26 protein-coding genes are annotated in these 24,097 nt (G+C 64.7%); 5 read left to right on the top strand and 21 right to left on the bottom strand.

Annotated elements, in window-relative coordinates; genetic code table 11:
* Positions 1 to 71: 71 nt before the first annotated feature.
* On the bottom strand, positions 72 to 1,406 hold the full coding sequence (locus HKW67_RS17565; RefSeq protein ID WP_171226627.1) for an MFS transporter: 1,335 nt from the start codon (positions 1,404 to 1,406) through the stop codon (positions 72 to 74).
* Positions 1,372 to 1,773, bottom strand: a complete 402-nt coding sequence (locus HKW67_RS17560; protein ID WP_171226626.1) for a DUF3224 domain-containing protein — start codon at positions 1,771 to 1,773, stop codon at positions 1,372 to 1,374. The genes HKW67_RS17565 and HKW67_RS17560 overlap by 35 nt, the downstream gene beginning before the upstream one ends.
* Before the next feature lie 117 nt (positions 1,774 to 1,890).
* On the opposite strand from HKW67_RS17560, the gene HKW67_RS17555 reads away from it, so the two are divergent.
* Positions 1,891 to 2,193, top strand: coding sequence for a hypothetical protein (locus HKW67_RS17555; protein ID WP_171226625.1), 303 nt, complete (start codon positions 1,891 to 1,893; stop codon positions 2,191 to 2,193).
* A 21-nt stretch (positions 2,194 to 2,214) separates the two neighbouring features.
* Here HKW67_RS17555 and HKW67_RS17550 read toward each other — a convergent pair whose 3' ends face one another.
* From HKW67_RS17550 to HKW67_RS17510, 9 genes are all read right to left on the bottom strand, one after another.
* Complete coding sequence (locus tag HKW67_RS17550) at positions 2,215 to 3,054, bottom strand: DUF4062 domain-containing protein (RefSeq protein ID WP_171226624.1); 840 nt, start codon at positions 3,052 to 3,054, stop codon at positions 2,215 to 2,217.
* 43 nt (positions 3,055 to 3,097) lie between these two features.
* The gene (locus HKW67_RS17545) at positions 3,098 to 4,276 is read right to left on the bottom strand and encodes an acetyltransferase domain-containing protein (RefSeq protein WP_171227723.1); all 1,179 of its coding nucleotides are present in this window, start codon (positions 4,274 to 4,276) and stop codon (positions 3,098 to 3,100) included.
* 5 nt (positions 4,277 to 4,281) lie between these two features.
* Positions 4,282 to 6,264 carry a multicopper oxidase domain-containing protein gene (locus tag HKW67_RS17540; protein WP_171226623.1) on the bottom strand — a complete coding sequence of 661 codons (1,983 nt, stop codon included), beginning with the start codon at positions 6,262 to 6,264 and terminating at the stop codon, positions 4,282 to 4,284.
* Positions 6,265 to 6,273: 9 nt separating this feature from the next.
* Complete coding sequence (locus tag HKW67_RS17535) at positions 6,274 to 6,879, bottom strand: pyridoxamine 5'-phosphate oxidase family protein (RefSeq protein ID WP_206044476.1); 606 nt, start codon at positions 6,877 to 6,879, stop codon at positions 6,274 to 6,276.
* 113 nt (positions 6,880 to 6,992) lie between these two features.
* Positions 6,993 to 8,171, bottom strand: a complete 1,179-nt coding sequence (locus tag HKW67_RS17530; protein ID WP_171226621.1) for a serine hydrolase domain-containing protein — start codon at positions 8,169 to 8,171, stop codon at positions 6,993 to 6,995.
* A gap of 87 nt (positions 8,172 to 8,258) precedes the next feature.
* On the bottom strand, positions 8,259 to 8,753 hold the full coding sequence (locus HKW67_RS17525) for a hypothetical protein (protein ID WP_171226620.1): 495 nt from the start codon (positions 8,751 to 8,753) through the stop codon (positions 8,259 to 8,261).
* Positions 8,754 to 8,894: 141 nt separating this feature from the next.
* A complete protein-coding gene (locus HKW67_RS17520; protein ID WP_171226619.1) occupies positions 8,895 to 9,380 on the bottom strand; it encodes a GyrI-like domain-containing protein in 486 nt (161 codons plus the stop codon).
* Positions 9,381 to 9,388: 8 nt separating this feature from the next.
* Positions 9,389 to 10,072 carry a hypothetical protein gene (locus HKW67_RS17515; RefSeq protein ID WP_171226618.1) on the bottom strand — a complete coding sequence of 228 codons (684 nt, stop codon included), beginning with the start codon at positions 10,070 to 10,072 and terminating at the stop codon, positions 9,389 to 9,391.
* A 347-nt stretch (positions 10,073 to 10,419) separates the two neighbouring features.
* Complete coding sequence (locus tag HKW67_RS17510) at positions 10,420 to 11,073, bottom strand: TetR/AcrR family transcriptional regulator (protein WP_171226617.1); 654 nt, start codon at positions 11,071 to 11,073, stop codon at positions 10,420 to 10,422.
* A 124-nt stretch (positions 11,074 to 11,197) separates the two neighbouring features.
* On the opposite strand from HKW67_RS17510, the gene HKW67_RS17505 reads away from it, so the two are divergent.
* The 3 genes from HKW67_RS17505 (at position 11,198) to HKW67_RS17495 (ending at position 14,371) form a co-directional block, all read left to right on the top strand.
* Positions 11,198 to 11,944 carry a hypothetical protein gene (locus tag HKW67_RS17505; RefSeq protein ID WP_171226616.1) on the top strand — a complete coding sequence of 249 codons (747 nt, stop codon included), beginning with the start codon at positions 11,198 to 11,200 and terminating at the stop codon, positions 11,942 to 11,944.
* Positions 11,941 to 12,921 (top strand): NAD(P)-dependent alcohol dehydrogenase, encoded by a 981-nt coding sequence (locus HKW67_RS17500; protein WP_206044475.1) that lies wholly within the window; start codon positions 11,941 to 11,943, stop codon positions 12,919 to 12,921. Before HKW67_RS17505 ends, HKW67_RS17500 begins: the two co-directional genes overlap by 4 nt.
* Positions 12,922 to 13,123: 202 nt before the next feature.
* Positions 13,124 to 14,371, top strand: a complete 1,248-nt coding sequence (locus HKW67_RS17495) for a hypothetical protein (RefSeq protein ID WP_171226615.1) — start codon at positions 13,124 to 13,126, stop codon at positions 14,369 to 14,371.
* Between the two features lie 83 nt (positions 14,372 to 14,454).
* On the opposite strand, the gene HKW67_RS17490 is transcribed toward HKW67_RS17495, so the two are convergent.
* Together HKW67_RS17490 and HKW67_RS17485 are read right to left on the bottom strand one after the other, a co-directional pair.
* Positions 14,455 to 15,234 carry an MBL fold metallo-hydrolase gene (locus HKW67_RS17490; RefSeq protein WP_171226614.1) on the bottom strand — a complete coding sequence of 260 codons (780 nt, stop codon included), beginning with the start codon at positions 15,232 to 15,234 and terminating at the stop codon, positions 14,455 to 14,457.
* A 173-nt stretch (positions 15,235 to 15,407) separates the two neighbouring features.
* A complete protein-coding gene (locus tag HKW67_RS17485) occupies positions 15,408 to 16,349 on the bottom strand; it encodes an NADPH-dependent F420 reductase (protein ID WP_171226613.1) in 942 nt (313 codons plus the stop codon).
* A gap of 206 nt (positions 16,350 to 16,555) precedes the next feature.
* Here HKW67_RS17485 and HKW67_RS17480 point away from each other — a divergent pair, with 206 nt between their 5' ends.
* Positions 16,556 to 16,834: a hypothetical protein gene (locus HKW67_RS17480; RefSeq protein ID WP_171226612.1), complete on the top strand. Its 279-nt coding sequence runs from the start codon at positions 16,556 to 16,558 to the stop codon at positions 16,832 to 16,834.
* Positions 16,835 to 16,978: 144 nt separating this feature from the next.
* Here the strand turns inward: HKW67_RS17480 and nhaA are convergent, their stop codons facing one another.
* The 8 genes from nhaA to HKW67_RS22555 all read right to left on the bottom strand — a co-directional run bounded on the left by nhaA (position 16,979) and on the right by HKW67_RS22555 (position 23,965).
* Positions 16,979 to 18,367, bottom strand: coding sequence for a Na+/H+ antiporter NhaA (gene nhaA, locus HKW67_RS17475; RefSeq protein ID WP_171226611.1), 1,389 nt, complete (start codon positions 18,365 to 18,367; stop codon positions 16,979 to 16,981).
* Between the two features lie 37 nt (positions 18,368 to 18,404).
* A complete protein-coding gene (locus HKW67_RS17470) occupies positions 18,405 to 20,561 on the bottom strand; it encodes a xanthine dehydrogenase family protein molybdopterin-binding subunit (RefSeq protein ID WP_171226610.1) in 2,157 nt (718 codons plus the stop codon).
* On the bottom strand, positions 20,558 to 21,049 hold the full coding sequence (locus HKW67_RS17465) for a (2Fe-2S)-binding protein (protein ID WP_171226609.1): 492 nt from the start codon (positions 21,047 to 21,049) through the stop codon (positions 20,558 to 20,560). The genes HKW67_RS17470 and HKW67_RS17465 overlap by 4 nt, the downstream gene beginning before the upstream one ends.
* A gap of 65 nt (positions 21,050 to 21,114) precedes the next feature.
* A complete protein-coding gene (locus tag HKW67_RS17460; RefSeq protein WP_206044474.1) occupies positions 21,115 to 22,161 on the bottom strand; it encodes an amidohydrolase family protein in 1,047 nt (348 codons plus the stop codon).
* Between the two features lie 53 nt (positions 22,162 to 22,214).
* Entirely contained in the window at positions 22,215 to 22,712 is a 498-nt protein-coding gene (locus HKW67_RS17455) for a hypothetical protein (RefSeq protein ID WP_171226607.1), read from the bottom strand.
* A gap of 30 nt (positions 22,713 to 22,742) precedes the next feature.
* Positions 22,743 to 23,042, bottom strand: a complete 300-nt coding sequence (locus HKW67_RS17450) for an HIT family protein (protein WP_171226606.1) — start codon at positions 23,040 to 23,042, stop codon at positions 22,743 to 22,745.
* Positions 23,043 to 23,159: 117 nt separating this feature from the next.
* Positions 23,160 to 23,663, bottom strand: a complete 504-nt coding sequence (locus HKW67_RS17445; RefSeq protein ID WP_171226605.1) for a hypothetical protein — start codon at positions 23,661 to 23,663, stop codon at positions 23,160 to 23,162.
* Between the two features lie 167 nt (positions 23,664 to 23,830).
* Complete coding sequence (locus HKW67_RS22555; protein ID WP_269141201.1) at positions 23,831 to 23,965, bottom strand: hypothetical protein; 135 nt, start codon at positions 23,963 to 23,965, stop codon at positions 23,831 to 23,833.
* Between the last annotated feature and the right edge of the window lie 132 nt (positions 23,966 to 24,097).

Genomic DNA, 24,097 nt, shown 5'->3' with positions numbered 1-24,097 from the left:
CACATCCGACGCCGAAGTTGGGGGATTACTCGATCCCCGACCACGGGTTCAGGCACGATTGCGAACCTGCGCTAGGGAGCGTCGGCGTCTATCAGGAACCAGAGCCCTGCGCCGAGCAGTGCAAACACCGAGGCGGCGGCGAGCGCTGCGGGCCAGCCAAGCGACTCCACCATGAGCGGGACCATCAACGCACCGATGCCGCCGACCACGTTGCCACCGGTATTGAGCACGCCGCACGCCGTGGCGGCGTCCGCTTCCGCGACAGAAATGGTCGCCGCCCAGTAGGCACCTTCGGTCAGCTGCTGGCAGGCGAGGCAGAGCGAAAGAAAGAGCACGCAGACGTACGCGCTCTGCGCGTTCGCCGCCAGTAGCATCAGGCCGGCGGCCAGTGTGAGTCCGGTCGCGCCGATGGTCCGCATGCCGCGTCGTTTACCAATGCGCTTCGACAATCCATCGCACAGATACGCGCCGATACCGGCGCCGATCGCGCCCGTAATCCACGGCGCCGAGGCGTACCATCCGCCCTCGAGCATCGTGAACTTGCGCGACTCGATCAGGTAGATGTACAGCCAGTTGAAGAAGAAGTAGAAGAGATAGTTGCTGCAGAAGTAGCCGAGGGAAAGCAACACGACCTGTCGGTTGCGCAGCACCCGCTTCCACGCGCCGGGCTCTGATCGCGGACGCTCAGCTGGTCGATCGCCGGTGATGAGTTCGAGTTCGGCCTGACGCACGCCCGCATGCTCCGCCGGTGTGTCGCGAACATACCACCACCATATCCCCGCGAGCATGAGGCCGAGCGGCGCGGTCGCCATGAACGACCCGCGCCATCCCACCGTGGAAACCAGCCACGTGATCAGGGGTCCGGTCGCGGCCGCGCCGAACGTCAGCCCGACATTCACCCATCCGTTCGGGACCGCCCAGCCGGTCACGGGAAACCAACTGGCGATCGTGCCGCCGAAGACGACGAGCGGAGCCTGCAATACACCCATCAGGAAACGCAGCGTCATGAGCGACGCGATGACGACCATCGGCGACGCAACCGACGTGCTCGGCGTGAAGCCCACCGCCAGGTTCACCACACCCCAGCCCACCGCCAGGATCGCGATCGCCTTCCGGCTCCCGACGCGATCGCCCCAGATGCCGCCGGGGAACTGGAAAATCGCGTATCCCCACGCGAACGCCGCGAGGACGGCGCCCAGCTGCACCTTCGAGAGTCCGAGATCGACGATCATGCGCTCGCCGGCAACCGACAGATTGCTGCGCAGCAGATAGGCGACAAAGCTGGCGAGCACGAGCAGGGCGACGATACGCCACCGAATGCCGGAAGAGCCGGCTTCGCGCGATGTCAGCATGACCTCAGGGCGTGGCGCATCAATGCGAAGCGGGTAGCGAATACTCGAACTCATACGCGTGCTGCTTACCATCCATGATGATCGCCAGCGTTCCTGTCAGACCGCGCAGCTGTTCGGTGCCGGAGTCGGGCACGACCGTCACCGAGAGCGTGCCAACACCACGCGTCATCGTCCCGGCGTGCTGCAGATTGAACGTGCCCTGCAGCCCGTGCAGCGTGCCTTTCACTTCTTCGACCGCGACGTAGGCCGCCGAGTTCGGCTCGCTGCTTCCGGCGGCCAGCATTTCGCCGATCGCGGTCGCCTCGAGGTCTCCGTGGTACTGTTTGTCGAGCGAGAACCGGGCGAGGCGTGATCCCTCCGCCGCGATCGCCATGGGGTGTGGTGCTCTCGTGATGTCGAACGTGCCGCGGGCGAACGCCATTGCTGAGCCTCTGAGTTTGAAAGCGGATACGGGAACGGTAGAACTTGCCTGCTCGGAACGTTTCAAGGGAGTGGGGTCTCACTGCTCGCAATTCCCTCTCACCAACGAGCACAGATCATGGCGAACGAACCCAGCGGGTACACGCACGACGCGAGCGACAAGAAGCTCGACCACGCCGCCGATGAGGCGAAAGCCGACGGTGCGTCAGCGGACTCGAAGAAGCATGCGGGGCACGACCCCGCGAAGATTCGGGAGCACGACGATGTCGGAAAGGATCGGCTGTTCGAGGGGCGCATTCAGCACGACGACGCCGACAAAGCCAGCGATCGCAATCGCCTGGAGAAGGACGTCGCGCGACATCATCACCCGGAAGATGAAGTCGGCACGATCTCCGACAAAGACACGCACGCGAAGCCATAGCACCCTGAACCCCGTTGATCGCTACAACGTGATCATGTCCGCGATCTGATACCCGAGATTGGACACCTCATACACCTCGCGCGCCTCTCCGCGCGCGAGGATCAGCTCCAGGCGCACCAGCTCCTCCAACGACTCTTCCCACTTCGCCACGTCGCGCCGGTCGTTCGACGTCAGCAGGTTGTTGCCGTTCGCCTGCAGCTCCGCCCCGCCACCGAAACGCAGATGCATGATCATCCCTTGGGGATCCATGCTCGCTTCCTTCAACAGCGTGCGCGCTTCCGGGGAGAGCCGCGGGAGTTCCGTCGTCGATTCGACGACGTCGCCGTGCTCCAGCGACGCTTCGAGCCGGAACAGCGGATGCTCATTCACCTTCAGCTGCAGGTGGTGATAGAGCGTGGCCTTGAAGTCTGAATGGCTGTCGTACCCCTCGTACAAGCCCCGTGTCCGGCACGATGCCTTGAACTCTTTCAGCTTCTCCACCTGCGCCATGTCGACCGTGTCGAGCGCCACCGGCTGACTCGAGAAGTACAGCATGGCTGGACGACCGGCATCGATGTGGCGTTCGATCTCTTCCACGGTGCCGCTCGAGTAGTCGTCCGTCGCGGTGCCGATGCGCGTCCAGAACACGCCGATCAGCAAGTCGCATTTCTGCAGCACCTGATGGTTGATGATGTCCTGTGCCGTCGCCCCCATCTCCGGTGAGGCATGTGATTCCCAGCCGATCGGCAGCAGCACGATCTTGCGGATGCTCGAATGCACCGCGTTCCATTCGTACACGACATCGCGCACGATCGCCCGCTCCGAGGCGACATCCCCCGGCGACGCGATCATCACGTTGAAAGTCTTGGCGATATAGCTCACCGGACGAACTCCTCTCTGGGAAATGCCTGGGCGCGGGTCGGTGCTACAGGTAGCTCAGCCACACGTCGTGGCGTCGCTGCTTCACGGCCGCGAACCATCGGCACAACGGATACATCACCAGCACGACGGCCGCCCACACGACGTACACGACGGGCAATGCGTATCCCCAGCCCGGTGGCGCGGTAAATGGATAATTGCCAAGATCGGGGGACGCGAACATCCAATGGGCCGAACCGTATCGCGCAATACACAGAATGACGGCGAGCGCATGAATCAGCATGAAGTGCAGCAGATAGTAGAACAGTGGCACGCGCCCGATCACCAGGGCTGGCCGCAGCCAGGTCGGCGTGGCGTGATCCGCCGCCCGCAGCAGCAACAACGCAGGGCCAAGCGTCATCAGCAGGAACAGCAGCGACGGTGGATACTTGGATGTGTTCAGAAACGACAGCGCGGTGAAGATCACTGTCGGTTGCACACTCCATCGCACCGCGTCACCGTACCCATTGAGCCATCGGAGCGCGACGAACGCCGCTGTCAGCGCGACACCTAGGCGCACCAGAAACATGCGGCGACGGTCCGGCTCCCAGTCGTAGACCCATCCCAAGCAATATCCGACCGCCGTCACACCAATCCACGGAATCAGGGGATAGGCGACAAAAACCGTGAAGTCTGGTCTGTTCACCAGAAATCCCGGCACGTGCAGGATCGTCCACATCGCGCTCGCGAGCTGCACTCCATCCAGCAGGTTGTGCCCCACGATCATGAGCAGCCCCACCGCGAGAATCGCGCGAACCGGAAGCCGAATCAGCGCGGCCAACGCGATCATCGCCCAGCCGAGCGCCCATAGCACCAACAGCATGGTGACGCGATAGTCCACGTTGAACTGGTACGCCAGACACCGCGCGACCACCAGCTCGACGACAATCAGCCAGATCCCGCGCGTGAGCAGGAATCGCGTCAGTTCACCCTTGGTCTTCTTGCCGAGCGAGAGTCTGGCACCAACGCCGGTCAGCAGGAAGAAGACGGGCGCACAGAAGTACGTGATCCAGCGCGTGGCGAACAGCGCGACCGTCGTCGTCGCCAGGTTGGTCGGCTGTGCCCCGGGCATGCCGAAAAAGTCCCGGGTGTGGTCGAGCGCCATCACGATCATGATGATGCCGCGAACCACGTCTACGGCGTCGACGCGCACCGCCGGCGGCGGAGATCGTCGCGGTGCCGACATCACCGTCACGGCTCTCGCACGACAATCGGCACGCGCAGTACCGGCGCGGGTTGCGCTCCACGCACATCAGTCGGATACCAGACGGTCGTGAAGCGCAGAGCGTAGTTGGCCGGCGCATCGGCGGGGATCATGACCTCGACGTCGAACGTCTGCCCCGCACTTACCGTGCGCCGCGCTGCGCTCTGTACTTGCTGCGCCGCCGGCAATTCGGCGCCATCGGTGGCAAGGGAACGCCACCGCTGCACCGTCGAATCCCGCAGGAACGCGACGCGAATCTGCTCGTCGACCGGTATGCTGACAAACCGGAGCCGATGCGTTCCCGGTGAGAGCGTAAGCGGCGCTCCGTCAGTGCGTCCATTGATCGCCAACGACCCGGTCGCGGCATGGCCCAGTATCCCCATCACGATCACGTGATCACGCGTCGTATCGCGCGGCGCGTTGGGCTCCTCCACGATCAGCGCGCCGTACAATCCCGTCGAGAGTTCGCTGCCGGCTTCGTCGTGCGTATGGTAGATGAAGGTGCCGGCGCGGGCGGCGGTCAGTCGCACCACGAATGAGTCCCCCGGTGCGATGGGAGGCCGCACACTGCGACCGGCACCACTCCATCCGCCCACGCCATCGAACCAGCTCTCGATTTCCATGCCATGCCAGTGCACCGCGAGCGGCGAGGAGAGACCATTCACCACCGTGATCGCCGTCGGCTCTCCACGATGCAGCACGAGCGTGGAGCCGGGGAACTGCATCGAATCGCGCGCGGGCGCCACGCTGCCGCGCTGCCACACGAACGAATGCCCCGGCGACGAGCCAAACACATTCGCCCGCTGCGTCGCGACCACGCGAAGCGACCGCACCGCCGGCGCACCAGGATTGCGGCCCGAGGCCAACGCCAGCGCTCGCGCGGCCGTCGCGCCAGCGCGCGGGGTGACCTGCACGCCCATCACCAAACCCGCCATGTTTTCTTCGGCGTGATGCACCGACGACGCCGTGTGCGCGGACTCGTCCGAACCGCCGCGCGGCGCGATGCGCGGCGCGATACTCTGCACCAACGCCATGTGCCGCACGAGATGACAATGGAACAACCAGTTGCCGGGACGTTCCGGCACCCACGTCATCGCCATCGTGCCGTTGAGCGGGAGCAATTCCGTCACGACGCGGCGTTGCTGCCCGTCGGCATACAGCGTGTCGAGCTGGCCGTCACCGCGCGCCGTGACCGTGAAGTAGAACCCATGCAGATGCAGCGGATGCGCCGCAGCGTTGGCGTTGATGATGCGCCACCGCACGGTGTCACCCACGGTGTAGCCCAGCCGCTCCGTGTGAGGCCAGCTCGCGCCGTTGATCATCATCCTGAACGCGGGATCGTGATGGACCCGCGCATCGTCGTCGTCGAGCCAACGGCTGATCAGCAGAATCCGCTCGCCACGCGGCGGCACGGTGCCGGCAGCGTCCACGACCAGTGCACCCACCAACGGTCCCTCTCCCTTCTCTCCACTCGGCCAGTCATCCGGCACCGGTGCGGTCGGGTGCTGCACCGTTGGGCGGACTCGCGCCCAGTAGTAGTAGGTGCCGGCGGTCGACGCCAGAAACGCGACGGTCACGTGTGCGCCGGGCGCGAGGGTAACGGAATCCATGCCGCGGCCAGCCGCGCGATCGTGCAACCCAAAGACGATGAGCTGCACGCCGAGCGTGTTGTGCAGCGTCACCCGCATCGTGGTGCCGGCAGGGGCGCGCAGCAATGGCCCGGGTACCTTGCCCAGCTTCCCGTCTTCGACGAACGCAAAGGCGCTGAGCTCGGCGCCACTCGCCCCCTCGGGTCGCCAGCGCACCTCGCGAATACTGAAGGATGCGTTGAGCGTGTCCGCGACGCGCGTCCCGGCGGGCCGGCGATAGTCCTCCAGCTGCGCGAGGGGAAGCGCGGCGCGCAGCGGCGGCGTAATGGGTCGGCCCGATAACGCCAAAGCGGCGAGGGCGATCAGGAAAGGACGAATCATTTCAGGAGGCTACCGGTCTTCCGCTCGTGGCGGTGTTGTGGGTGCCGGAAGTACGTCGCGCGCCCAGTCCGTGCGCTTCCAGCCGGGCACCGGCGCGGCACCGTGCTCGTCGGGAACGAAGGCCGACGGTTCCACGCGCGCCATCTGGTGAATGTATCGTCCGCAATTCGGATACACCCGCTCGACGTGCAGGTAGAGCATGAATTGAGCACCGGGATACCGACGCAGCAGCGCATCATCGTGGCGCAACTCGGCCGCGCCCTCGACGCGGATGCGACGCTGCGCCACAAAGTCGATGAAAAGCAGCCCCACACGCTCCGTGGCTTCGACGTTCCCCATCGAGAGGTACATCCCGTTGCCGTCATAGTTCGGCATCGCAAGCGTGTGTTCGTCTAGCACGACGACAAATCCCGGGGCGCCACCCTTGTACGAACAGGTGGGCTGGCCCTGCGGATCGACCGTCGCCATGAAGCACATGTCCTGCTGTTCGATGAACGCGCGATCGTCGACGGTGATCGAGTCGTGCACCTTCACTTTCTCGAGGCGATCCGCAAGTCGGCGAGAGTCGAAACGATCCTGAAGCGCACGCGCGGATGGCGAGTAAAGCGTTGGCATGATCATGTCCTCCAACAGTTAGGTCACGAGTGAAACGGCGTCGTTGCCCGCGACGGACCGCACGGACTCACCACCAGCCACCTTTGACGTCATCGTTCTCTGCTCCGCATCGACTACTTCGCCGCTTTGATCAGGCGCTCCTGCACAGCGCGCAGCGGCAGTGTTGGCCCGCCGCTGATGTTCCACGCGTTGATGACCACCACCATGTCCTGGTCTGGAAACGCCATCGGGAACTGTCCGCCGAAGCCCGAGCCGGCCCAGATCAGGGCGTCCGGCTTTACTGGATTGGTGTACAGCCACCACTTGTATCCGTAGCGTGGCGCACCGGCGCGGGCGCTGGTGGCGACCTGCGGCGTGACCGATTCGCGCACCCAGCGTTCCGACACGATTGGCGTGCCCTTCCAGCGACCGCCCTGCAGCCAGAGCTGCCAGATCCGCGCCAGGTCGCGCGCTTCGAGATACAGGCCACCCTCGGTGTCGATGGTGCCCGACGGTGTGCGCTTCCAGTGCCAGTCGGTAATGCCGAGCGGCGCGAAGAGATAGCGCGCGGCGTACTCCTCGATGTCCACGCCGGTTGCGCGGAAGAAGATGTGCGCGAGCAGAGCGCTCTCGCCGCTGCTGTAGTTGAACTGGGTGCCGGGCTCGCGCATCATCGGCCGGTCGATGGTGAACTTGACCCAGTCCGGGCTGGCTTCGAGCGGGCCGGCCGTGTTACGCGGATCGCTGTACGGCACGCTCTCGTTCCAGTCGAATCCGCCCGTCATCGTGAGCAGGTGGCGAATGGTGATGCGCCGCTTGCGCTCATCAAGATTCGCCACAGCCGTGGTATCCCAATACTTGAGGATCGGCGTATCGAGGTCGGGAAAGTCGCCACGAGTGACCGCCACGCCGATGACCGCCGAAGCCACCGTCTTGGATACCGACTGCAGCGTGTGGAGCGTGCCCCGACGATAGGTCGGATGCCACCATGGGTTGAAGTAGTTGAACGGACCGGTGGGGTCGTGCGAGTTATTGAGCGCGGAGCTGGAGCGCGACGAATCGCCGTAGATGCGGTCGTAGTCGCGCGGATACGTCTTGTCCATCGCGATCTGGCCGCGACGGATCACGAGCAGGCGGTCGATGTTACCGTACTTCCCGGCCGTGATCTCGGCGTCGAGACTGTCGAGGACAGCGGGGTTGAGGCCGACCTTCGACGGGGTCGAGGTGGGCCATGGGGATGGTGCCACCTGGGCCGCGAGCGACGAAGCCACAAGCAGCGCGAGGGCAGCCGCTGTGAAGTAGGGTCGTGTCATCGGGTGAATGTACCGCTCGAAAGGAGTCGCGCGAGTCCATTCCTGGGGACGTTGCCGCATACCCATCGACGGGAGCGGAAAGGCGCCCTAGTGAAGTCCGATGCCGAGTCCGAACGCGAACGTGCCACTGGCGTTATTGGGCAATGCCGGCACGAGGGCACCACGGATCGACGCCACGACGTTGGCAGGCCCTCCGACAATGAAATCGAGGCGGCCGGTCACACCACCCATCGATGACCACGAGTACGGTGACGTAGTCCGTCGATAGACACTCACGAGGCTCGGTCCTCCCGAGGCACGCAGCGACAACGCGCGATGCAGATGCCAGTCGCGACTGACTAGCGCGGTCCAGGACGTCACGAGCGGCAACGCGACCAGACATCGGCTGGGGAGTGAACCCGGATCGATCACGGTGCACTCGTCGGTGTTCTGAAGCCCGGACTGCGCCGACCACGACGCGCCCAATCGCAGGTGCCTGCCGACCGGCGCACTGAACATGGCATCCAGTGCCCCGCCGAGACTCGAGCGATACGTTCTGCTCGCTCCCCCCACCACGCCGGCCGCGCCAATCGACAGATCCAAAGATCTCTCTCGCGCGGGCTGTGCTGCGGCGGTCCCTGACGCCAAGCCAAGCAGCATTGCGGTACGCACAAAGAAGGAACGCATTATCACGTCTGTTGGCCCGGTACTGCGGCGTATGGCCGCACGAACGCCCGTAGAGAACTACGGTCCGGCCTCGGTGCCGGGTACCGTCAACAGATAGTACACGTCCGTGCGCAGCTGCGCCGGGTCAGCATGCCAATGGCCGTACACTTCCCATGATGGCCCCGCGAGCGCACGATCGTGTGCTCGGCACCACGCGAGAATCGCGGCATGCGCGCGCCCGAGCCCACTGTAGTCGCCGTGATGCGTCGTCATCGCGGCGACGCCACGCGGTGTCTCCAACGGCAGGACCACACCCACCGCCGCGAATCGCGCCGTCGCGCCTACACAGAAATCGACCGTGAACTCCTCGTCGGTCGCGTCGCGATAGATGAAGATGTTCTGCCCGTCGAGGAGCACCGCGCCCTCTCGCGCCGCCGCATACACCTGATCCAAGTGCCGCCCGAACTCCTGCCCGACACGACCACGCGGTACCTGCACCCGTACGCCGGCTACCGGTCGTGTTTCCACGATCGTTTCACGTACTTCGTAGTGTTCGAGTGACATGCAATCCATCAGCGACCGGACGCGCGCAGGACCCATCGCCCTTGCGTGAACTGAAGCTGTTGGGGCGGCACGCGCGTTTGCCCATCTCGAGCGCGCAAGGTCATGCGGACGAAGGACAGCCGATCTCGCGAAAGCCACCTGACCTCCTCGGGCCCCCACTGATCCCCGCCATCCAGGACGTATGCGCGTGTGAGACCGCGCCCATCGACGCGCCAAAGCTCCAGGACATTCGGAGAGTATCCCGCTTCAAGGTCACTCGATGCGATCGCAAAGTGTGCGCTGTCAGGTGACCAGAGCGGTTCAGCCGGCACGGTCACGTCCTGTCCGCTTCGATCGTGAATCACGTGGTAGGTGCCTCCTTCGTAGAAGGACGTGGCGACGACGTGGACGGCTCGCGCGGGCAGAAATTTCAGATACACGAAGCGATGAAAGTGATCAGCGTTCGCCAGCGTATCTGCTAAGGTGACGATTCGGCCCGAGGCGAGCCGAATGACCAGCTTGCCGGCGCGACGCGTGACGCGCCCGCTCGTGGCTCTGAGTTCGCGCGCTTCTGCCGTGTACTCATCGCGCCGCGTGGCGTAGATCTCGCGCGGGGCGTCGACGCCCGCACTCTGTGCGCCGGCCACAGGAGCGATGAACCCGATGAGCACCAAGAGCGCGGACCGCACGCTCGCGACCGATGGAATTCGCATGATCATCGTCGGCAATGAGAGAGACCAGAACATCCGATCGGATGCAGCCGTGCTCGGCGAAGCGTTGCAGACGATCGTGCCCGCGCGCAAGTCCATCCACGCGCGCTCAAGCCGGCGGAGCGTCTTGTCCCGTCCAGAGATTGGCCGACGTCAGCGGGAGTCCGCACGCCTTGAGGTGAAGGAACAGCTGCATCCGATACATCGCGCCGCCGGAGAGCACGAGGTTGGCGAGAAACGCACCGCGCGAGACGCGATTTCCGTCACCAGTTCGCGCGCGCTGCGCTGGCCCGGCGTCGGACGATACTCGTGCGACGTCGCGGCGAGCTCGCCAGCCGGCGAGGACGCGCCTACTCGCGTGTATTCCGGAGCCGCTCCAATCCATCGAGAATCAGTTCCAGCCCAAACCCAAAATCGAGTGTCCCGTCGTGCGAACCATCGGCCACACGCGCCGAGAGTTCGTGCATGTAGGGGTACACATCGGCGGGCAACATGGGCAGGTAGGCCGCCGCCGCTGACGCGTATTCGTCAGGGTTCACGGGAAAGTTCTGCTGCTGCAACGCGAACCCATAGATGTAGTTGTCTATGGCGTTCCACGCGCGATCCGTCTCGAACCACGGCAACCCCGCCTCGCGCAGCGTGGCGAGCGTGGCGTCGATGTAGCCGAGCATGTTGGGGCCAACGCTGATGCGTGACACGACGAGCATTGGTGCCCACGGATGTGCCGTCATCACCGCCAGCGCCGATGTGGCGCGCGCACGCATGGCGGCTTTCCAGTCGCCGCCGCGCGTCGGCCGCGTGATTTCTCCAATCACGACATCGACCATGCCATCGAGCAGTTCGTCTTTGTTCGCGACGTGATTGTAGAGCGACATCGCTTCGACCTTGAGCGTCGTGGCGAGTTTGCGCATGGAGAGCGCCTCGAGACCGTGCCGGTCTGCGAGCTTGATGGCGGCGTGCAGAATGCGGTCGCGACTCAGTGGCGCGCGTCGAGCGGGGGGCATGCGAGACACACTACCGGGACTGACAGTGTAAGGCAAGCAGACGGACGCACTTGACCGAGGCAAACTTACGGCGTACGTTTCAACATACACTGTAAGTTTGCGTTCCCCCTCTTTCCCATTCCTTATGCGTTATGTCCTGGCCGCCCTCGCCGGGCTGATTGCGGTGGCGCCCCTCGCCTCCGGGCAGCAGACATCGCCCTCGTCCGACACCAACGCCGTGCGCATTCCCCGTTGGCACGTTGGGCTCGCCGCCGATGTCGGCCAACCGGTCGGCGCTTTCAAACGAAACGTGAACAACGCGGCGGGTGGGCAGGCCCACGTGTTGCTGCGGCTCGACCGATACGGCTTGGCCTCGCTGCGCTTGCAAGGTGGGTGGCTCAACTACGGACACGAGAGCCAGCGCAGCTGTCTGGGCACGGCGCCGCACTGTCGCGTGGCCGTGAACGTGACCACGGCCAACGGGATCTTCTCGTTGGCACTTGGGCCCCAGCTCTCCGTGCCGCTCGGCCGAGTCCGGACATACGGCTACGCACTCCTGGGCATGAGCCGCTTCGCCACCGTCAGTGGACTCGGCGGCGGCCTCGTTCCGGATTTCGTGGCCGCCGACGAGAACTTTGGTGATAACGGTCTGGTGTGGCGTGGCGGTATTGGTCTGCAGTTGCCCGTGAACCGCAGCACCAGCATTGACATCGGCGTCGGCTATGAGAGCCACGGCGAGCGGGCCTATCTCATCAAGGGGGGATTGACGGACCAACCTGATGGGTCGCTCGGTTTTGACGTGAAGCGCTCGAAGGCGGACCTGTACGCCATTCGGATCGGCGTGACGAAAGCGCTCAGTCGGAGGCCTCGCGAGGCTGCTCCGGCGCCATGATCGCACAGATGAAAGCCGCGGTGTGCCGGCGATACGGACCTCCCGACGTGGTCACGATCGAGAGTTGGCCGAAGCCGGTTCCCGGCCCGGATGACGTGCTGATTCGCGTGCGCGCCAGCACGGTGTCGTCGGCCGACTGGAGAATTCGCAGCCATAGCATGCCATACGGTTTCGGTGTGGTCGGGCGGCTTGCGTTCGGTGTGACCGCACCGCGTCAACCGATTCTTGGCAGTGAACTGGCTGGCGATGTCGTCGAGATTGGTGCCGCCGTACACCACTTTGCCGTGGGCGATGCGGTCGTGGCTTTCTCTGGTGCAACGATGGGCGCTCACGCGGAGTACCGCTGTATGCGTGCCGATGCCGTGGTAGTGCGCAAGCCGCCGACACTCTCGTACGAGACCGCGGCAGCACTCGCCTTTGGCGGCACCACGGCGCTCGATTTCTTCCGACGCGGCGCGTTGCGAGCTGGAGACCGCGTCCTGATCAATGGCGCGTCGGGCGCCGTTGGCTCCGCGATGGTGCAACTCGCCGTCGCGGCGGGCGCAGAAGTCACGGCGGTGTGCAGTGGCGCCAATGCTGAGGCGATGCAGCAGCTCGGCGCCGTACACGTGGTCGACTACACGCGCGTCGACTTCGCCGGGGAAGGCCAGCGATACGACGTGATCGCCGACGCGGTGGGCAACGCGCCGTACTCGCGCGTACGCCGCGCCCTCACGTCACACGGGCGTCTGCTGCTGGTACTGGCCACGCTGCCCGAAATGCTCCGTGCGCCGTGGGTGAACGCCACGTCGCGGCATCGTATTGTGTTTGGCCCCGCAGCAGAGTGTGTGGACGACCTGCGCACCCTGGTCGACATGGCGGCGGACGGCCGCTTCACACCGCTGATTGATTCCCGCTTCACACTAACCGATATCGCCGCGGCGCACGCACGTGTTGAGACCATGCGAAAACGCGGGAGTGTTGTGGTCACCGAATAGGCCCCGTCGGCGGCGGTGGTGGAGCCAGGTGATCGCCGGTGATGTGAGGTGAGAAGTGGATGATTGCGCGAACGAGCTTCCCTTCCGTTCACAACGGCGCTCACCGCTCGGCGCCGGTACCCCGCAACTCCACGCCTGCGAACCAACCATGTTCTTCTCGCTCTCTGATACGCGCGCGCGGCCCTCCCGGCGCCTCGCCACCGTGGCTGCCACATCGCTTGGCCTCCTGACCTTGGCCGCTTGCGGCGGCGGTTCCGATGGGATTACCGATCCCGGGACGAATGGCGGTACGCCCCCGGCCGGTCCGACCACGACGCTGACCTTTACCCCGTGCGCAACGGCAGGGACGTCGCCGGTCGTGTGGGTGGGCTATCAGGACGGTACGACCGGTACCTGGAAACAGGCCACGAAGGTGGGCAGCAGCTACGAGATGAAGTTCGCCAGCGCCAAGGGCGCGGCGGCGATCACCGAGGAGTACGCCCCGTCGCACGAAACGTACGCCTACTACGGGACGGTGGACGAGTTGCAGGCCTCTCTGACCTACTCGTGCAGTTCGCAGACGCCGACAACGGTACAGGTCAAGGGGCTGCAGGCCGGCCAGATTGCCGGGGTCAGCCTGGGGTTCAACTCCGCGTATATGTACGGGCCTGGCGATCAGTCGTCGAACCTGAATGCTCGGAGCGGGACCACGACGCTGTTGGCGGTGCTGGGCAAGACCGATACGGCCGTGACGAAGATGGTGCTCCGCCGCGGCATCTCGCCAATCGCGCCAGCGCCCGTGGACTTCTCCGCCACGGAGGCGTTCAGTCCCGTGACCGGCAGCTTGCGGTTCCTGGGTGAGGCGCCGAGAGATATGAGCATGTGGTACCGGACGGCCGATGCACGCCATCAGATGGCGTATGGCCTCAAGCCGAAGAGCGGCACGGTGACGCTGTTTGGCCTCCCCGACGACCGCCGCCAGCCGGGCGAGCTCTATGAGTTCTACACCTACTACGATCCGCAGTTGGTGAGTGGCACCACCTTCTTGACCCGTGGGTCGCAGGGCTACGTATCGTCCATTGCGAACGTGGAGGTTCCCGCGTTCGAGACGCTGACCATGCCGACGAACACGGTGGCGTCCACGACGGGATACCTGCGGCTTCGTACCACCTTCACGGCACCGGCGACGCTGAAGTCGTTCTACGTCGGCATCTCGGGTGACACCGACGACAACAGCTTCTATACGTACTTCTCGCGCGCGTACCTCACCGGCACGGCCCTGGATCTGACGACCCCGAACTTTACGGGCGTGGCCGGCTGGAATAACGGCTGGGCGCCGCGCACCGGCCAGAATGGCCGCATCTCGACGGGGGCGGCTTCGTGGAGCGCCAATGACGGGGGATATTTTCTCAAGGCCCTCGCCGGCAATATCGGCTTCAACTACAGCTGGAGTGGGAAGCAGCCGCTCTAGTGCATGACGCGATGGGTTTCACCGTCTAAGACACAACGGCCCCGTGATCACGCGCAGCACCATCGGACGTTCGCGCCATGTCATCAGCCTGAAACGCCGTTGGGAAACTCGGTGAGGTCGTGGTACCCGAACATCTCGATCTCATTGGCGTGATCGCGGGCCAACCGTCGAAGTTCGTGGAGGCTTGCTCGACGTTGGCTGTCGTTCTCGGCGCGCATGGTCGCCAGTTGGGACACGGGGTGTTCGTCGGTCGACAGTTCAACCCGTAGGTAGTACGCGTCGCCCACGTGCAACAGCCAGCGGCTCCCATCGTGCACGGCCACACCGCAGTGCCCCGCGGTGTGGCCAACCAACGGGACCAGCACCGCCTCCACATCGAGCGCCAACGGCAACGCGCGGGCCTCGAGCCCAAACCAACGAGTTGGCGACGCCTGGTCGGGTACCGCAGCATGTGTAACCCAGCGTGGTTCGTGCGCGAACTGTGCCGGTGCATAGCGCCAGTTTCCGCGTCCCAGCTGCGCGAACTCCTCGGCCGAGAGGTGCACGGCAGCGTCCGGAAAATCAGCCAGTCCGCCGGCGTGATCGGGGTCGGCGTGCGTCAGCACGATGTCGGTCACGGCGGCGGTGCTGAAGCCGAGTCGTTCGATCTGCCGAGCGGCGGTGCGATGCTCGTGGAACTGGAACCCGGCGCCGTCAATCGCCGACTGACCGATGCGCTCGACCGGATGTGCGATGTCCGCCAGGCCGATGCCGGTGTCGACGAGGGCGAGGCGGCCGCCGTGCTCCAGAAGCAGACAGTGACAGGCCGCCGGCGGACTTGGCGGTGCATGCAGCACGCCGCAGTTCAGGTGATGGATGTTCATGCGAAGCTCATACGCTCATGGTCTCTCCAGCGGTCCACCAACGCGCCATCGAGAATCGTTGCCGACCCGCAGAGAAGCGACGTGACATCGAACTGCCGAAAGCGTCGATGATGACGCCTCGGTTGCTGTCGCATCGCCTGCACCTACGGCAGACGGTATACGACGATCGATCGTCACTGCGGTGGTGGCCCCATCGGCGGAAGGCGTCGCATCCATTCCTCGCAGGTCGGCGCCGGCTCGCGCCGCGGAAACTTCGGCAGCTGCTTCAGCTCGGCGGGCTCTCCGAACTTGAAGTAATCCACCATGTCGAAGAAACAGGAGAAGGGCACGGTGGGCATCATCACCACCTGATAGCCCTCCGCACGCCGCTGCTGTCCGGGGATATTGGCCAGCGTATTGAACGCGTCGAACAGACGCGCGAAACGCAGGGGGCCGGCGTCCCAGGGATCGACGCCGAGATCGAACATCATGTTGGCTACCGTCTCTCGCGCCGTTGGATCGTTGCCCGCGACGAACACCGTGGCGCGCGTCTTCGTGACCAGCGGGTCCATGAAGTAGACGATGTTCGGCAAGTTGATTCTGACCACGCGCATGGTCGGATGCCGGGCCTGAATGCGCTCCGCTTTGGCGCTGTCGGATGTGAGTTCCTGGTAGCCATCCGGCGCCAATTTCTTGTCACCGCCACTCACGTCGATAACGACTTTGCCGCTCAGGTCACCCAACGTGCCCGCGACGTCAACGACCACTTCACCGGGGACCGCGAGGACGACAACAGGCGCCTGCGCGGCCGCCTCGGGCTGCGTGACCGCCGTTGCCTTCGGTCCGGATCGCTGCACCAACGCTCGTACCACATCACGCCCGGGGTCACGGCTGCCGTAGATCACGCGATAGCCTTGGGCACCCAACGCCGGCCCAAGGGCTCCGGCCAGCGTGCCCGTCCCGATGACCGCGACGACCCCTTTTTCCGCGCCGGGCGCTGGAGGGTTTTGGGCGGGAGCCTTTTCCGCCGGTGCCTTTTCAGCAGGAGGGGATCCGCAGGCTGACGCGATCGCCAGCGCGGCGAGACCGATGCAGCGGACGTGGCACAGCAGACGCATGCTGAGTCGTGTGGGCATGTGATTCGAGTCTCCTGGTGTTTGGGACCCCGGCTTGCCGGAAAACGATTTCATCGGCCTTTCTCCGTACCAAACTGCATCGAAATTCCTCGGCCAGCGAGCATGGTCGATGCTGCATACGATTTCCGCCGCGGCGTAACGCCCCCCGCGGGGTCGAATCGCGTACGAATCACATTGGGACTAGGCCGGATGAAGAACGTGTCGGCGTGCGTCCTCGCTATCGATACTGGATCGATCGCAGCGTCAGTCTCGACGTCTCACCGGGCATTGCGTATTCGACGGGACTCAGCGGGCAGGTCGCGCTCAATTTCTCAGATCGGGCCGCTCTCTCCGTGCACGTGGCCCAGCTACGCCAGCGGTACGGGGCGGGCGGTAATCGCCCCCGGGTATTGGTCGGGGCGAGGCTCGGTGGAAAGTGGGGGCTTGGTGGCATGATCGCCACGCCGCTGCTGGGGCTGCTCGCACTCGTAATGACGCCGGACTGAACCCAGCGAAATTCCGTTCGACAACGACGCGGACGCGCCGGGCGCGAACGACGACGGCAGCAGTACGTCGCTCACGAGTAGTTGAGCCCGCGCTGTGCGCGGCGCGTCATCGCTCGTCGATGAGCGGCCGACTGCGCGTCGCGATCATCGCTCGGCCGCCGTCGGACGCACGCCAACCCCCAATCTCAGCAGCGAGTAGCCAACGACGCCCGCCAGCGTCGACGCGCCAAGCACCGCCAGCTTGGCAATATCGAGCTGCGCGGCCGATTTGAACGCGAGTCCGGCGATGAACAGCGACATCGTGAAGCCGATACCACCAAGCCATGCCGCACCGTGGACGTGCCCCCAGGATGCGCCGCTCGGCAAGTCGGCTGCCCCGCTGCGAACGGCCAGCACACTGGCCAGCGTGATCCCGATCGGCTTACCCAGCAGCAGACCGAGCACGACACCAATCGCGATTGGGTCGGAAGCCGCCGCGCCGAGGTCTGCACCAAGCGAGACGCCGGCGTTCGCGAGCGCAAAGATCGGCATGATGAAAAAGGCCACGACGCCGTGCAGCGCGTGCTCCATCTGCTGCAAGGGAGACTGCGCGGCGTCGGCGGCGGACTCGAGTGACTGCAGGGCATCCTGGTGTCCCTGGTTGGTCAGCACGGTCGTGCCTTCTTCGTCGGACGCACGAAAATCGGCGAGACTCGCCTCGGCCGAAGCGAGAAACTCGTCTTCGCTAATGCGCGTCCGTGCCGGCACGGCGAGGGCGAGCAAGACGCCAGCGATCGTCGCGTGGATCCCCGACTTGAGCATGAAGAACCACAGCACCGCACCGAGAAGCGCGTACGTGGCAGGTCGCCGTGCACCGGCGCGGTTGAGGCCGATCAGTACCAGCAACACGACGCCTGCCGCACCGAGTGCCGACCAGTCGATGGCGCTCGTGTAGAAGACGGCGATGACGAGTACCGCCCCCAAGTCGTCGGCGATCGCGAGCGCGGCGAGAAACACACGCACACTGGACGGAACGCGGTTGCCGAGCAGCGCCAGGATACCAAGCGCGAAGGCAATGTCGGTGGCCATCGGGACGCCCCACCCAGAGGCCCCTGGTCGGCCCACGTTCACGCTCGCGTACAAGAGCGCAGGGACCAGCATTCCACCCAGCGCCGCGGCGACTGGTAGCGCTGCGGATCGACGTGTCGAGAGCTCACCAACGAGCACCTCACGCTTGATCTCAAGCCCAACCAGAAAGAAAAAGATGGCCATCAGCCCATCGTTCACCCACGCGTGCAGCGGCAGCGCGAGACTGAACGCCGGTGTACCGATGCTGAACGGCGTTTCCCAGAGGTGGTGATAGACTTCCGCCCACGGCGAGTTGGCCCAACCGAGCGCGACGGTAGTGGTCGCGAGCAGGAGCAAGCCGCCTGACGCGTTCGTGGAGAAGAATCGTTGAAACGGGCCCAGAACACGCTCGATGAGCGGTTCAACGGTACCTGAGTTCGATACGGGTGCCGCGCTCACCGCATCGTGAGGCGAGGTGTTATTCATTGGCGTGCGTGAAAGCCCGCCAAGCACGTGAGGCCAGCTACGTCCATTTGAGCGTGTCGTCGGCGATCGGCAGCGTACGAATGCGCTTTCCCGTCGCCGCGAAGATCGCATTGCACACGGCGGGCGCGGCAGCCGGCAGTGCCGGTTCACCCAGACCCGTTGGCGGCGCCGACGACGTGATGAAATGCACCTCGACAACCGGCGGCGCGTGGTTCATGCGCAGCATCGGATACTTGTTGAAGTTCGTCTGCGCCGCCGCGCCACGCTCGACCGTAACCTTCTGGAACCATGCGGCGCTGATGCCATCGAGCATTGAGCCCTGCACCTGCGCCTCGGCGCCGCTCAAGTTCACGATGGTGCCGGCATCGACCGCGGCGGTGAGCTTCTTGATCTTGAGTTCGCCCGCCTGACTCACCGCGACATCGGCGACGATGGCGACGTACGCGTTGTTGGCGAAACAGATGGCGAATCCCTGCCCCTCTCCGCGTGGACGCTGCTGTCCCCAGTTCGCCTTGTCGGTGGCGAGCTTCAGCACGGCCATCATCTTGCTCGCGTCAAAGCGCGGCGAGGATGGTACCGTGGCCAGCATGTCGAGCGTAAACGCGAGTGGTTCCTTTCCGGCAGCGTGCGCGAGTTCGTCCATGAAGCTCTGCGTCGCCCACACGTTGCCGTTGTCGCCAGGCGCACGCCAATACCCGGTGGGAATGCCTCCGCGCAGTTTGCCCGATCGTACCTGCGATCCTTGAATCGCATTGAAGGGGAAACCAGTGGCGGTCATGTCGCCCGGTCCGCCCTGCATTTTGACGAACGCGTCGTGCAGCGCGACCACGGTGCCCTTATCATCGAGTCCGGCAGAGAAGTAGTGCCATCCGTTCGAGCGATAGTTGTCGTGCGCAAAATCCTGTTCGCGCGTCCACGTCAGTTTGATGGGTGTCCCCGCAAGCTTCTTGGCAATCGCCGCCGCTTCGATGGAAAACTCGTTGCTGCCGCGTCGGCCGAACCCACCGCCCAGTCGCGTGATGTGCACTTTCACATCCTTCGCCGCGAGCCCCAGCCCCTGGGTCACAAGACCCTGGCCCGACGACGGAATCTGCGTGGGCGTCCACATCTCCATCACACCGTCTTTGAACCACGCGGTGCAATTCTGCGGCTCGAGCGTGGCGTGGGCGAGAAACGGATAGTGATACACCGCGTCGACGGCACGAGCGCCCGACGGCAGCGATGCCGGTGCGTGGGCCTTCGCCAGTGCAACGGCTTGCTCGGCCATCTCGGCGCTGTTCTGCGATATTTGCGGCCCTTCGTTCCACTGCACCTTCAACGCCTTCGTTGCGCTGAATGCGTTCCACGTGGAATCGGCAACCACCGCTACACCCGATGGAAGGCCCGCGATTCCACTCAGCACGAACGCATCGCGCACGCCGGGCTTGGCCTTCACGGCATCGAGGTTCGCACTCACCACGTCACCACCGAACACCGGACATTTGGTGTATGTCGCGTAGAGCATGCCCGGCAGCGTGACATCCATGCCAAAGAGCGGCGCACCCTTCACGATTTTACGATTGTCGACGCCCGCGATCCGGGTGCCGAGCAGTTTGAACGTGCTTGGATCCTTGAGCGGCACGTTGACCGGCGCCTGTAGCTGCGCGGCCTTGGTCGCGAGTGCGCCATACGTCGCCTGCCGTTTCGATGCCGCGTGCGTCACCACACCGTCCGCCGTGGTGCATTCGCTCGCGTTCACGTTCCATTCGAGCGACGCGGCTTCGACGAGCACCGCACGAGCGGCCGCGCCGGCGCGTCGCATCGCCACGTAGTTCGCCACCGTCGATCCGCTCCCGACGCTGAATTGCCGACCATACGCCGGATTCAGGTCACCCTGCACCACGGTCACCTGCTCCCACTTCACATCGAGCTCTTCGGCGATGATCATCGGCAACGACGTTTTGATACCTTGCCCCATCTCCGAATTGGGCGCGATGAGGGTGACCACGCCGCTCGGTGCGATGCTGACGAAGACGTTCGGTGCAAAGTCCGCCACGGGCGCGAGCCCGGTCGTGGGCGCCGCTTGGGCGATGGCGCTATGCTCTGCCGTGTCAAACCCGCTCGCGACCAGCAACCCCCCGCCGGCCAGCGCGCTGATCTTGAGGAACTGGCGTCGATCCATCGTCGACGTACCGGCATTCTCGTCGTGTGTCATGTGCGCTGCCCTTTGGCTGGGGTGGCGGTCGCGGCCAACTCGGCGGCGCGCTTGATGCCGGCGCGAATGCGCGTGTATGACGCGCAGCGACACAGATTTCTTGCCATCGCCGTGTCGATATCGGCGTCGGTAGGACGCGGATTGGCCTTGAGTAACGCGGAGGCCGCCAGGATCTGTCCGCCTTGACAGTACCCACACTGCGGGACATCGAGTTCGCACCAGGCATCTTGCAATGCGCGCGCCTGTGGTGTGTCGATGCCTTCGATTGTGGTGACGGTGGCCGTGCCGACGGTCGATATGGGCGTTCGACACGAGCGCGTGGGAACGCCATTCACGTGCACGGTACAGGCACCGCATTGGGCGATGCCGCAGCCGAACTTGGTGCCGGTCAGATTCAGCGAATCCCGCAACACCCACAACAAAGGCGTGTCGGATTCGACTTCCACCGTCCGCGACGCGCCGTTCACGTTGAGTGTGTACTTGCCCATATAAAGCTCCGCAAAATCGTTCAGATCATCTTCCGTAGATTCGGTCCTACGGCTTGGCGGGCCGGCTACCGCATATGATGCCGCGCGATCGCCGCCGGCGAGAGCCGCAGAAACCGCGCCGCATTGTTGTACAGAATATCGCGCTTCTGCCGCGCATTCAGAAATGGGGCCGCCTCGATCGACCGTACACCCGCGTCAATGAGGCCGGGCCACACCATCTGGTCGGAACCGAACATGATCCGGTCTCCGTACCCCGCGTCGACCAGCTCGCGCAGAAACCGGTAGAACGCCGGCCGCGCCTCCACGTTGACCGCCATACTCAGCTCGACGTACACCTGCGGATGCGTAAAGAGCAGCGCCTGAAGGTCTTCGCGAAGCGGGTACCCCGCATGCATCACATACAGGCGCAGCTTCGGGTGGCGCACCAGCACCTCCTCCAACGTCAGCGCGCTTTGGAGGCGCGCCCGAAACGCGGGCGAGCCCGTGTACGGTTCCGCCGGACCGCCGCCGCCCACGTGAATCCCCACCGGGATGTTGCGGGCTTCCGCGAAGGCCCAGTACGGCTCGAGGCGCGGATCGTCGGGGGCCATCCCTGCGTACTGATTCATCACCTCGGCGAGCACCGTGAACGCCCCGGCGTCGTAGAGCGCGCGCACCGTATCAATCGGCAGGAGCCGCGGTGCGACCCCCTCGGCGGTCGCCGCCCGCGCCGCGCCGGTGCTGGCATCAAAGCGGAGATCGAGGCCCGAGATGAACCGACCCGGCGCCGCGCGCTGCCATGCTGCGACGAGCTCCGGCGTACCGCCCAACACGCCGATCACGTTGAAGCGTGCCATGCTGGCGAGCGTGGCGCGAAGGAGCGCCGCATCGGTGGTGGGGGAAACCAGCGGCAATGAGCAGGCTGCGGGCGCCGTCGAGTCGCTCCCGAACGGGGTCCGTTGATCCCACCGTGGCATGCGGATCACCGGCGCGCATATCGGGAGCCCGGTCGCTCCATAGTGGGCGGCCTCGCGCGCATGCATGTGCATGTCGAGCACTGGCAGCCGACGCTGCGCCTCGAGCGGCCGACTGCTCGCGCTGAGCACCAGCCAGAGGCTGATGAGAGGACCCACGATCGTCCGTGCGTACACTTTCAATCCTCGGCGTAAAAGAACGACCGAACGCCTCAGCGTATGAGTGCAGCTACGCCGGCGCTAGCGGCCGTCACGCTGGCGAATACAAACGGTGCGCCCCACCAAGGGGCGCGGTTGCACTCAACCGGCGGCAGTCCACGCTCTGCACGCTTCCGCCGTTCCTGCTCAGCATGGTAGAGGACTCCCGCCATAGCTATCGCGGTTGCGACGAGCATCGCGAGCAGCACTGCGCTGAATCGCACCGGAAATGAAATCCCGGGAAATTGCGCGAACGTGAGCGAGGCGACGAACAGGATCGCGGCGTAGATAGGAAGAATGATCGGGCCACGAGTACTGAATCGATACCCCAGCACCAACCCAACTCCGCCGAGGCAACCCACGAGGATCGCACGTGCAAACAGCGGTGACCCTGCGGCAATCAGGATGCTCATCGCGAATTCCTCAGTGTGTCTAGGCGATGCTGCGGATTTGATCAGGCGCTCGGCTTTGCGCGCCTTCTGCAGGGTGCAGACAGTTTCCGGTGCCGGCAAGCGTGGCGTGTTAACAAGCCGGTTACATGATCATGAGGGAGCGGTTAACAGCGCGAGGCAGGCGACGCCATATCCATGTACGACCATGCCCACCCGCTGGGGCTGAAACACCTCCCGCATGCGGCGCCCGATGCGTTGCGCCACACGCATGATTCGCTCGGCCGTTCCGTCCTCGACGTCCGTAAAATGGTCGACATGAGCAATCGGAATTACGGTGCACTCCCCAGGCGAGGAGGGATGGATCGTCATGAACGCGATGACGATCTCGTCCCGATAGATGATGCTGGCGGGTGAAGTCCCTTCGATGATCGCGCAGAATGCACACGCCATGAGCCTCGCCGTTCTGGAAGTTTTGGATCTGCGTAACGCCTGAGTGCAGCAGTGGGCGGACGACAACCGTTGCGGCGTAGCCGACTTCGCGGCCCGCCCGTCTGCTGCAACGCTACGTTACGCGACGTCGCCGGCGCCGCCGGCTTCGGGCACACGGACGGCGAGGGATGCCGCGAGGACAATGCCCGTGCTGAGCGTCATCGCCCAAGCAGCCCAATCGAGCAAGTGCCAACGCGCGGCTCGAATCCGCAGTGCCTCGTCAACGGTATCGCTGTATCCAACCCCGACGACTGCCTCTTGGACAGGGCCCATCACAAACACGCTGAAGATACCAGCGGCGATGAAGAGGGCAGCAGCAACGAGAACAAGGCGACGTCTTGGCGTCCGCCAGTTGCCCGCGAGCGCGATGAGGAGGAGGCCGAACGTCACCGTCGGCATCACCTCCCAGAACGGGCCGCTGTTGTACCCGTACTCGCCGGCGTACATCGCCAGTGACCGAGGCGGCGCCGCCGTAACCGTCCCCACGATGACAGCGATGGCGAAGAGTTGGGCACCGGCCTGAAGGAGAGCGCCGACGACAGCTGGGATCAGCGAGAGGTTTGCGATCGTGCGTGTTCTCATGATCAAGTATGCAAGGTGAGGCGCCTGCAGTCAGGAACGCCGCCCGACGCTTTACGCTTTGCTGCAGCGCTCCAACCAAAATGCGGCCGGACGGGCGACGTGCGCCAGCACGGCGCCCGCGAGCCAGACGCCGCCTCGCGCTGCCCGCAGCAAGGGTTCGTGAGACATCAGCGACGACCACACGCGCGGACGGCGGTCACCAGCGCGAGTGCCTGCGCCGTATCTGTCGGAAGCAGGTCACCACGACGATCCTCGCTCAGTCGCGCCGGCACTCCGGTGGTTGCCGCGATTCTCGTCCCCATGACCACTCTCCCGGCGGCATCAAAGAACACCGTTGCCGTCTCCAACTCGCGTCGCCGCACGCCCGTAGCGACCGAGTGCGGAATCGCTCGCCATGGCGATGAGAAGTCCCAGTCGCGCGCCGTATGCGGGTC

This window comes from Gemmatimonas groenlandica, assembly GCF_013004105.1.
In the GTDB taxonomy this organism is placed as follows: domain Bacteria; phylum Gemmatimonadota; class Gemmatimonadetes; order Gemmatimonadales; family Gemmatimonadaceae; genus Gemmatimonas; species Gemmatimonas groenlandica.
This window is presented reverse-complemented; position numbering and strand designations above follow the sequence as displayed.

Coding starts and splice junctions, on each gene's coding strand:
- HKW67_RS17565 (WP_171226627.1), bottom strand. CDS start 1,406: ATGAGTTCGAGTATTCGCTACCCGCTTCGCATTGATGCGCCACGCCCT.
- HKW67_RS17560 (WP_171226626.1), bottom strand. CDS start 1,773: ATGGCGTTCGCCCGCGGCACGTTCGACATCACGAGAGCACCACACCCC.
- HKW67_RS17555 (WP_171226625.1), top strand. CDS start 1,891: ATGGCGAACGAACCCAGCGGGTACACGCACGACGCGAGCGACAAGAAG.
- HKW67_RS17545 (WP_171227723.1), bottom strand. CDS start 4,276: ATGTCGGCACCGCGACGATCTCCGCCGCCGGCGGTGCGCGTCGACGCC.
- HKW67_RS17540 (WP_171226623.1), bottom strand. CDS start 6,264: ATGATTCGTCCTTTCCTGATCGCCCTCGCCGCTTTGGCGTTATCGGGC.
- HKW67_RS17535 (WP_206044476.1), bottom strand. CDS start 6,879: ATGCCAACGCTTTACTCGCCATCCGCGCGTGCGCTTCAGGATCGTTTC.
- HKW67_RS17530 (WP_171226621.1), bottom strand. CDS start 8,171: ATGACACGACCCTACTTCACAGCGGCTGCCCTCGCGCTGCTTGTGGCT.
- HKW67_RS17520 (WP_171226619.1), bottom strand. CDS start 9,380: ATGTCACTCGAACACTACGAAGTACGTGAAACGATCGTGGAAACACGA.
- HKW67_RS17515 (WP_171226618.1), bottom strand. CDS start 10,072: ATGCGAATTCCATCGGTCGCGAGCGTGCGGTCCGCGCTCTTGGTGCTC.
- HKW67_RS17510 (WP_171226617.1), bottom strand. CDS start 11,073: ATGCCCCCCGCTCGACGCGCGCCACTGAGTCGCGACCGCATTCTGCAC.
- HKW67_RS17505 (WP_171226616.1), top strand. CDS start 11,198: ATGCGTTATGTCCTGGCCGCCCTCGCCGGGCTGATTGCGGTGGCGCCC.
- HKW67_RS17500 (WP_206044475.1), top strand. CDS start 11,941: ATGATCGCACAGATGAAAGCCGCGGTGTGCCGGCGATACGGACCTCCC.
- HKW67_RS17490 (WP_171226614.1), bottom strand. CDS start 15,234: ATGAACATCCATCACCTGAACTGCGGCGTGCTGCATGCACCGCCAAGT.
- HKW67_RS17485 (WP_171226613.1), bottom strand. CDS start 16,349: ATGCCCACACGACTCAGCATGCGTCTGCTGTGCCACGTCCGCTGCATC.
- nhaA (WP_171226611.1), bottom strand. CDS start 18,367: ATGAATAACACCTCGCCTCACGATGCGGTGAGCGCGGCACCCGTATCG.
- HKW67_RS17470 (WP_171226610.1), bottom strand. CDS start 20,561: ATGACACACGACGAGAATGCCGGTACGTCGACGATGGATCGACGCCAG.
- HKW67_RS17465 (WP_171226609.1), bottom strand. CDS start 21,049: ATGGGCAAGTACACACTCAACGTGAACGGCGCGTCGCGGACGGTGGAA.
- HKW67_RS17450 (WP_171226606.1), bottom strand. CDS start 23,042: ATGGCGTGTGCATTCTGCGCGATCATCGAAGGGACTTCACCCGCCAGC.
- HKW67_RS17445 (WP_171226605.1), bottom strand. CDS start 23,663: ATGAGAACACGCACGATCGCAAACCTCTCGCTGATCCCAGCTGTCGTC.
- HKW67_RS22555 (WP_269141201.1), bottom strand. CDS start 23,965: ATGGGGACGAGAATCGCGGCAACCACCGGAGTGCCGGCGCGACTGAGC.